The organism is Nocardioides ginkgobilobae (assembly GCF_054781275.1).
On the sequence record NZ_BAAGUS010000006.1, the window covers coordinates 1 to 8,916 of the forward strand.

Annotated in this window: 3 protein-coding genes; all 3 read left to right on the forward strand. The window is 66.0% G+C overall.

What is annotated here, in order from left to right; genetic code table 11:
- Positions 1 to 348: 348 nt before the first annotated feature.
- Genes ACYVID_RS07495 through ACYVID_RS07505 form a run of 3 tightly spaced genes read left to right on the forward strand, consistent with a single transcriptional unit; the run spans position 349 to position 8,885 of the window.
- Positions 349 to 3,684, forward strand: a complete 3,336-nt coding sequence (locus ACYVID_RS07495) for a hypothetical protein (protein WP_460735943.1) — start codon at positions 349 to 351, stop codon at positions 3,682 to 3,684.
- Positions 3,681 to 8,660, forward strand: coding sequence for a DEAD/DEAH box helicase (locus ACYVID_RS07500; protein ID WP_460735945.1), 4,980 nt, complete (start codon positions 3,681 to 3,683; stop codon positions 8,658 to 8,660). Before ACYVID_RS07495 ends, ACYVID_RS07500 begins: the two co-directional genes overlap by 4 nt.
- A 54-nt stretch (positions 8,661 to 8,714) precedes the next feature.
- A complete protein-coding gene (locus ACYVID_RS07505) occupies positions 8,715 to 8,885 on the forward strand; it encodes a hypothetical protein (protein ID WP_460735947.1) in 171 nt (56 codons plus the stop codon).
- The last annotated feature ends 31 nt before the right edge of the window (positions 8,886 to 8,916 follow it).

An 8,916-nucleotide genomic window follows, 5' to 3' on the forward strand; every position in this document is an offset into this window, starting at 1 on the left:
GCGCATCTCAATCAGCAGCCAAGGCGCCCCAGGAGAAGCCGGGCGGCCAATCCACCGGAGCCACCAGCAAGGCGATCAAGGCTCAGCCACACCCGACCCTCCCGGGCCAGCCAAGAACTTACGGATCCGGGCTAAGTGTTGGGGCGCAGAGTGAGGGCGTAGAGGGTGCTGCGGCGCCGGTGTCAGCACACCCATGGTCAGCAAGACTCTAGTGCCCGCCAAGCGCGTAAAAGCATGGGAAGCGCGCGGGTCTCGTGAGACCGAAGTTGGGTTGAAGGGGTGCCAACGAGCGGCCGTCCTGACACGATGCCAGTAAGTAAAGAAGTCGTCGCGGGGTTGAGTGCATTGATGTGGGAGCCGGGATCAACACGGACGGGTGTTGGCAACCGAGACCTGCTCGATCGGCGGGAGGCCGCTTGGCGGCCGCGCCTCGAGGTGGTCTCGCTGGTAGCCGAGGCTCTGGACGAGGTCGACGGTTCTGACCGTGACGAGGCGCTCGAGGCCCTCGGACGCGTCTACGCCGTCCAGTCGGGACCCAGGACTCGTATGAAGATGCTCGAGCGATGGCCATCTGTCCACGTCCTCGTCACGGCGGGGGTGGCCGCCGATCACTACGAATCGGGCACGTTCTGGCCCAAGCTTGTCGCCGCTCTGGGTGTTCGGGGAGATCAGGCCTTCCACCGCGAATGGGGCGAAGCCTTCTTGCGGAACCTCGAGCAGATCGGCCTGCCTGCTTTTCGCGACAATGGCGCTGACGCCGGCACCAGGTACGTCGGACGAATCCTCATGCACTCGGGCATGCCGACGTACTGCTTGCGGGACTTCTACCGCCTGATCGTCGAGCGGCGTCGCCGTACGCCGGGCCTATCCCCGGAGGAGTTTGTGTCCTGGTCCGGCACCCGCGCCTCCGTGGGTGCGTTGCCTGACGTCGACAAGCCGGTGTCGAGGTTCCTTCAACATGGTGGAGAGTTCGCGATCGACGTCAGCGAGCGGGCTTTCGACCTGCTCGATGCCGTCTCCGCCGGAGGTGACGGGACGGACGTGCCGTTGCCGGCTCGCTTCCGAGAGGTTGCTCTGGCACGGCACGCGGCCGGTGAACTCACCGCGGTCCCACAACGGAGCGCGACGGCGGGTGGAGCGGAGGAGTCGCGTCCCCAGTTGGTCGTCGATCCGTTCGGGCAAGGCCTGATCCTGCGGTTGCCCCCAGTCGGGGATGCGCCAGACGGCCAAGCCGTGTGGTTGGTCACTCTCGACGGGAAGACCCACCAGGTAGGCACTCGTGCGCTCTTCCCCGGGTCCAACGAGCCGGCACCGCAAACCGATGTCCCGATGACGGCTCCAGTCCGGAAGGCGTCGGCAGCCTTGCTCGGGAGGACCCACCTGAGTGCCGACCTCGTCGTCGTCGACGAGAACGAGCCGCTCATGGCGTTCGCGGAAAACGGAACCCTGCTACCGGCAGGGTCCCCGCTGGGTCGAGTCCCGACGTGGCTTTTGTTCCCGGGCGAGCCGGCTGAACTTCGCTTCGTGGGTGCTCCGACAGTGCTGTCCGAAAGCCCGCTGCCTCCCGGTTGGAGCGGCTGGTGCCTGCAGCTGGTCGACCTGGCACACGTTTCTGAGGTTGCGCTGGCAGCCGGTGGCCGGCCCCGGCCTGTTCGGGACCGGTCCTCAGCCCGCATCCTCTGCGACGAGCCCGTAAGGGGAGTCAGGACGTCGGCCGGCCTCCCGGTCATCACCGAGCGTCCTCGTGTGGAGCTCCCCGATGTGCTGAGCGAGGCTCGATGGGAGGTCGCTCTTCTCGATGCCGAAGGCGACACGATCGCACGCTGGCTCAACGACGGCAGCGTTCCGGATCCTCAGTCAATCTGGGACGCCGTGCCACAGCCGACCTTGGGCACTTTCACGATCCGCGTTCGGGGGCCGTGGGGGAGGGGCGCTCAGCGCACGTTCACCTTGGCGCAGGGGTTGCGGGTCGTGTTCGATCCTCCATGGCGCCGCTTCGTTCCACCTGCGGGACTCCAGCCGGCGACCGCCTCACTCTCCGTGCCAGCTGGCATGGACGCCAACGAGAAGCAGCTCACCTATTCCGCAAGGAAGAAGGACGCATACGTGCGCCTCGGGGCACACGGTGTACACCGCACGCTGACGGTCACCCCGCCGCACATGTCGGTCGCCTACCAGTCTGACGAGACGACCACCCCGCCCTCCATACGACCGCTGATGCTCTTCAGCGAATCGATCACAGAGTCATCCGGCACCCTGGTCCTGAACCTCGAGGCGTCGGGTGCCCCCCGGGTACATGTCCGGACCGCAACGGGTGTCGCTCAATTGCTGGATCCAGGAGCCGAACGGGCTGGTGTCTACAGGTTCGACCTGAGCCGGCTGGCGGATACTTTTCGCGCGCATCCACAAGGCGAGCTGTCACTAGATCCCGAGGGTCAGGTCGTCGTCGCGAGATTTCGACCCCAGCGGTTGTTCGCGGAGATCGTCGCCGACGGTCCCTCGCTGCACTTCACCGAGTGCGTGGAGGTCGAGGGACTCACTGCGCTCGTGTACCCGACGCGGGCTCCATGGCGCGGGGCGACCGTCCTCCCGATCACGGAAGGCCACGCCGCCCTCCCACCTGACCTCGTAGCTGCTGGGCCATTGGTGGTTGCAGTTCGGCTCGAGGACCCGTGGGCTCCTCTCCCGGTCCCGGTGTGGCCGGAGCGCCGGCAGTGCACCACGGTGGACGCGGCGGGATGGCTGAGGGACGGGGCCGAGTCAGAAGGGTCGCTCTCCGCGTTCCTGGCTGGCGAGGGCGACCCGCCACGCGAGGTCGACTTCGACCACGCCTGGGCGGTGAGGACCCGGCTAGGCAGCCTCGCCTTGGGTGACCGAGCCGGGGAGGTTTGTGCCGCGATCGATCAAGCGATCAAGCAGGCCCCCCGCGATGCCCTGCTCGCGCTCAGCGCATCCGAGAGTGCCACCAGCAACGTCGCGTCGATCCTGATCGAGACTGGACTGGTACAGGCGGATCTGCGGTCCGCGCACGGTGACAGCGCGCCGCGGTGGACCGCCATCACGGCACTACCCACAGCGCTGCTCTGTGCCGCCGATCAGATCTGGGAAGCCGAGGAGGTCGAAGCCGCGACGGAGGTGTGCGGGGACGTCGTCGCTGAGCTGCTGGATGGCCGAGATCCTTTCGCGGCCCAGGGCCGCCTCGATGATGCGGCGGAGATCTTTGACAGGGTGCCGATGATGCGCGACGAGTTCGTGCGCAGCTGTGGGCTTGTTCCCCGTGGTCTTCTCATGGGCGACACGCGGGTCCTCGCTGTCATGGACTTCATCAAGCACCGCCGGGACGAGCGCCTCGAGTGGATGATCAGGAACGCGCACAAGGTCCTCATCGAGAACGAACGACTGCTCAGGATGATCGGGGATCCCGTCGCCAGTTCGGCATTCGTGGCCCGGTGCCATCCGACGGCTTCAGGCGGCTGGCGGGTTGTTCCATCGCTGTCGCTCGGTCTCGCGTTGGCAGCACGTCATGCGGCTCGTGGCAACGAAGTTGCCGCGGGGTGGCTGCCGTCGGTGCGGCGTCCATGGTCTGATCTGGCGAAAGTCGTGCCCAGCCTCGTGACGACGGACCTGTTGCTGGCGGAGTTCCTGGTGGCCTCGACCGGCCCTGACAGCAGGAGAACACAGTGAGCTCGAGCATCGATGCCGTAGCCGCGTCGACCCAGATCACGTCTACATACCGGCGCTACCTGCAATCGCTTCTCTCGGTTCGCGAACCGGCGCTCGATGCCGCTCTACGCCATGAGATCGAATCCACCGTGATGTTGGACAAGGGGCCCTACCTCGAGGCGACCCCTCCGTACGCCCCAGGTGCCACGCTCCGAGACTTGGTTGCGGACAACGTGCTGTCGCCCGGGTTCGAAGGCTTGGAAAGTCCGGCGCTGCCGCTGAGCCGCCCGTTGTACCGACACCAGGAGCAGGCGCTACGCAAGGTGGCGTCAGGGCGCAACGTGGTCGTGGCCACCGGGACCGGTTCAGGTAAGACAGAGTCCTTCCTGATCCCGATCCTGGACTCCCTCGTGCGTGAGCAGGAAAACGGCACCCTGGGCCCCGGCGTCCGAGCACTCCTGCTCTATCCAATGAATGCTCTGGCCAATGACCAGATGAAGCGCCTGCGAGAAGCCTTGGCCGGCTACCCCTCCATCACCTTCGGGCGCTACACGGGCGACACCCAGGAGGACCCGCGACGAGCGCGGGAGCTCTTCGGCGAGCTCAACGTGGGTCAGCCGATCTTGCCGAACGAGCTGTTGAGCCGCGTCGAGATGCGCGCAACGCCGCCGCACCTGTTGCTCACCAACTTCGCCATGCTCGAGTACCTCCTGCTTCGTCCGAAGGACATGGACCTGTTCGCCACGGGTGCAGAGTCGAACTGGCGCTTCCTGGTGGTGGACGAAGCGCACGTGTACGACGGCAGTCAAGGAGCGGAGATCGCCATGCTCCTGCGCCGCGTGCGCGACCGCGTGGCACCTAATCGTCCTCTTCAGTGCATCGCGACGTCCGCCACCGTTGGCCAGGACGCTGACCCGGCCGCAGTCACCCGATTCGCCTCCAATCTGTTCGGTCAAGCCTTCGAGTGGGAAGCGGACGCGCCTCAGCGGCAGGACTTGGTTGTCGCCACGCGAGTTCCTACCCCGCCCGGCCCCTTCTGGGGGCCGATGAGCGCCTCGCAGTACGTGGAGCTGGCGCGTCTTCGCCACGATGAGCTGGCGATGTGCGAGCTCATGCGCACCGCAGGATGGACGGGGGATGAGACCGCAGCGGAGGCACTGTCGCACGAAGGGTCGTTGGGCCGACTGCGCTCCTTCCTCGCCGCAGGCCCCAAGACGATTGAGGAGGTGGCGGCCTACCTGTTCCCAGAGAACGAGGATCGGCTCGCCGCCCTCCGGGCAATGGTGGATCTCGCCAGCTCACTCACGCTGCCTGACGGCACTACGCCGCTGTCGGCTCGCTATCACCTGTTCCTTCGCGCGACCGAGGGTGCGTTCGCTTGCCTTTCGCCCAAGGGCCCGCACGTGCATCTCGCGCGACACGAGACTTGCCCCGATTGTGAGGCGCCTGCCTTCGAGATCGGGTCCTGCAAACGTTGCGGCGCGGTCCATGTCATTGGCACGCCGACTCCCGAGAACGGGGTGCTCCGCTTCCGCCCTCGGGGAGCGAGCTCAAAGGGCACCTGGCTCGTCCTAGGCGAGCATGAGGCGCTCGAGGACGAGGACGAGGCGGCGGTGCTCGAGGATGCGGTCGACGTCGAGGCTGAAGAAGCCGAACTCTGCACCAGCTGCGGCGCCCTCTCCGAGACGCACATCAAGAGCTGTCCCTCGTGCGGTTCGTCTTCCCTGCGCAGCGTGCGGAAGTTGAAGGTCAAGGGAGAAGAGGTCGCCGGGTGCCTGGTGTGCGGAGCTCGCGGCTCCGGGACGGTGAGGCGCTTCGAGACTGGCGCCGACGCCAGCGGCGCCGTGATCACCACTGCTCTCTACCAGAACATTCCGCCGAGTGACGATACACATGACGGACAGCGTCCTGGTCAGGGTCGCAAGCTCCTCGCATTCAGCGACAGCCGCCAGGCAGCCGCCTACTTCGCGCCCTACCTCGAAGACTCCTACGGCAGAGTGCAGCGCCGCCAGCTCCTGAGCCAGGGGCTGCTGAAGGCACGAGCGCATCTCGAGCCGGCAGCCGTCGAAGACCTCGTCTTCAGCACTCGCGCGTGCGCGTCTGCAGTAAAGCACTTCCCAGGCGGGATGACTGCCCAGCAGCAATCGCGCATCGTCGCGCCGTGGGTGATGGCCGAGGTTCTGGCCACCGATGATCGCCAATCTCTTGAGGGCTTGGGTTTGCTCAAGGTGGCGCTCTATCGAGACCCCACATGGTCAGCGCCCAAACCGCTCCTCGATCTTGGACTCAGTGAGGCTGAGGCCTGGGCATTCATCGAGGAACTCGTGCGCTCCCTTCGGCAACAGGGTGCCGTGACAATGCCAGAGGACGTTCCGCCCAACGACGAGATCTTCGCTCCGCGGCTGGGTCCCGTCCGGGTTCGGCTCTCCGGCCCAGAGCCGGTGCGCAAGGTCTTGTCATGGCTGCCGGGCAAGGGCAGCAACCGCAGAGTCGATTACACACGCCGAGTCCTGGAGCGCTTGAACTCACGAGGCGACCCCATCCAGTTGCTGACTGGCCTTTGGACCTTTCTCACAGCTGACCACATGCCGGTGGACTGGCTGAGCAAGGTCGCCGAGCAGGGACTTGGCGTCGTCCACCAGGTCAACCACGAACGTTTGCGACTTTCCGTGGTGACCGATGAGCAGCCGGTGTACGTGTGTGACGTGTGCCGGCGAACCTCGCCCTCGTCCGTGCGAGGCGTCTGTCCCGCCATCGCATGCGACGGCGAGTTGGGTCCCTTCGTCCCACCTGCCGCGCAAGAAGACCGCGACCACTATCGGTCGGTCTACCGCATGCCCAATGCTGTTCCCCTCCGAGCGCTCGAGCACACAGCTCAATGGACCAACACCGAGGCTGCGCTGGTCCAGCAGCAGTTCATCCGTGGTGAGGTCAATGCGCTGTCGTGCTCCACGACGTTCGAGCTCGGCGTTGACGTGGGGGAGCTCCAGGCGGTGATGCTGCGAAACATGCCGCCCAGCACTGCGAATTACTTGCAACGTGCTGGCCGCGCTGGTCGGCGTGCTGGTGCGGCTGCCCTGGTGGTGACCTACGCGCAACGCCGCTCGCACGACCTGACTCGGTTTGCCGAGCCCGAGGTGATGATCACCGGGGCCGTCCGTGCGCCGTACGTGCCCCTCACCAACGAGAGGATCGACAGGCGGCACGCTCACTCGGTCGCGATGTCGGCATTCTTTCGCTGGCTCTTCGAATCGACCGGACGCATTGATCGCTCTGCCGGCGAGTTCTTCTTGACCACCGACGGCAACTCGCCATCCGTGGACCTCGTCCCTGGGTTCCTCACACCGGCGCCGACTTCCGTTCGTGACTCTCTCGAGCGAGTCCTGCCAGCCCAGGTCGCAGCTGAGCTGGACATCGCTGGGGGTGCTTGGGCGACGCGACTGATCGAGCTGCTCGAGACGGTGCGGCAGGAGCTCACTCGCGATGTCGGCATGCTCGAGGAACTCCGTGACGAGGCCGCAGCTGCGCAGAAGTTCACCCTGGCGCAGCGCTACCAGCAAGTGGGGCAGACCTTGCGCAAGCGTGACCTGCTCGGCTTTCTGGCGAACCGCAACGTGCTACCGAAGTACGGCTTCCCCGTCGACTCGGTTGAGCTGCGCACCGACTTCGGGTACGGCAAGTCAGCTGGCGCCAATCTCGACCTGACCCGCGACCTCGCGCAGGCCATCTACGAGTACGCACCCGACGCAACCCTGGTAGCGGGAGGCAAGCTGTGGACCTCCCGCGGCATATATCGACTTCCAGGTAGGGAGCTCGTCGAGTACAGGTACGCCGTCTGCAAACGCTGCGGCGGCTTCCGTCATGCGCTCGCAGACGTCGACCCGGCGTGCCCCCACTGCGGTGACGTGGCGACGTCGGCCGCCCGGACTCTCACGATCCCCGAATTTGGCTTTGTGGCCGACCGGGAGCCGCAGAAGCCCGGGCCCAGGCCGCCGCGTAGGTCATGGAGCGGAGCCGTCCACGTCCTGGCCCCTCCGGTGGAGATCAAGGAGACGTCCATGGCGCTCAAGGGCGGCCGCCTTGACGTCGCGGTCGGCCAACGGGGACGCCTCATCGCTGTCGCCGACGGCCCGATCGGGATGGGCTTCTGGCTCTGTGACTGGTGTGGCTATGGGTCGGCGCGTGCGCTGCACGTCAGCAAGCCACCGAAGCACAATCACCTGCTCCGCAATCAACCCTGCAACGGCTCACAGCGGTTGCTTGACCTCGCGCACGTCTACGAGACCGACTTGATGACGATCGACCCGTTCCTGCCGGGCTTTCACGGCACCCAGGCTGCCTGGAAGTCGGTCCAGTACGCCGTTCTGGAGTCAGCCTGCGATGTGCTGGAGATCGCCCGTGACGACTTGGGCGGTTCGCTGAGTCCCACCGGTGCCGACCAATGGTCGATCGTCCTCTTCGACACCACTTCCGGCGGTGCCGGGCATGTCATTCAGGTCGAACAGAACCTGCACACGGTTCTCGAGGCAGCGCTGCAACGGGTCTCGACATGTGACTGTGGGCCGGAGACTTCGTGCTACGGGTGCCTGCGCAGCTACAACAACCAACGAGATCACGAAGACTTGTCACGCGGCGCAGCAGCCCACGTTCTCGAACGCCTCTTGGAGAACCGAGGTGACGTCAGCGCGCAGAGAACCCGCCATAAGGAGGTTGCGGTCCCGGATGGACTGCCGGCAGCCTGGCACGCGGCCTACCGGGCCGCCATGGTCGAAGAATTGAAGCTGCTGGAGCACTTGGCGTCTCTGGGAGTGCCCGCGCCGGAAGTGGGCTTTGAGAGCAGGGGCGGTCTACCGATACCGCTGTGCTGGCCCGACCAGCTCCTCGTGGCCGACGTCGGGCTCGATGACTCTGAGGCCATGGAGCTGCGGGCAGACGGGTGGAGCGTGGTCGCGCCGGGGCCCGCGCTCGACCGAGCCCTCACTGGCCCAACAACGTGAAGCGCCGCGGCGGGGATCACCATCACCTCGAACCACCAGGAATGGAGAAGCAGCATGAGCGAACCTGGAGAGCAGATCGGCGCTGGACTCGCGGGATGCGGGTGTGTGGGGGTCCTCGTCGTGTTCGTCGGCGCCCTCGTGGGCGGGGCGGGACTTGGTGGTTCGGTGGTGGTAGCGCTGGTCGTCCTGTTCGTGGTGGCCTACATGGTCAGCCTGGTGAGTTGATAGCCGTGCTTGATCGAGCCCGGCTAGGGTC

What these genes read in the sequence shown, in the direction of transcription:
- ACYVID_RS07495 (WP_460735943.1), top strand. Translation starts at nt 349, where the DNA reads ATGTGGGAGCCGGGATCAACACGGACGGGTGTTGGCAACCGAGACCTG.
- ACYVID_RS07505 (WP_460735947.1), top strand. Translation starts at nt 8,715, where the DNA reads ATGAGCGAACCTGGAGAGCAGATCGGCGCTGGACTCGCGGGATGCGGG.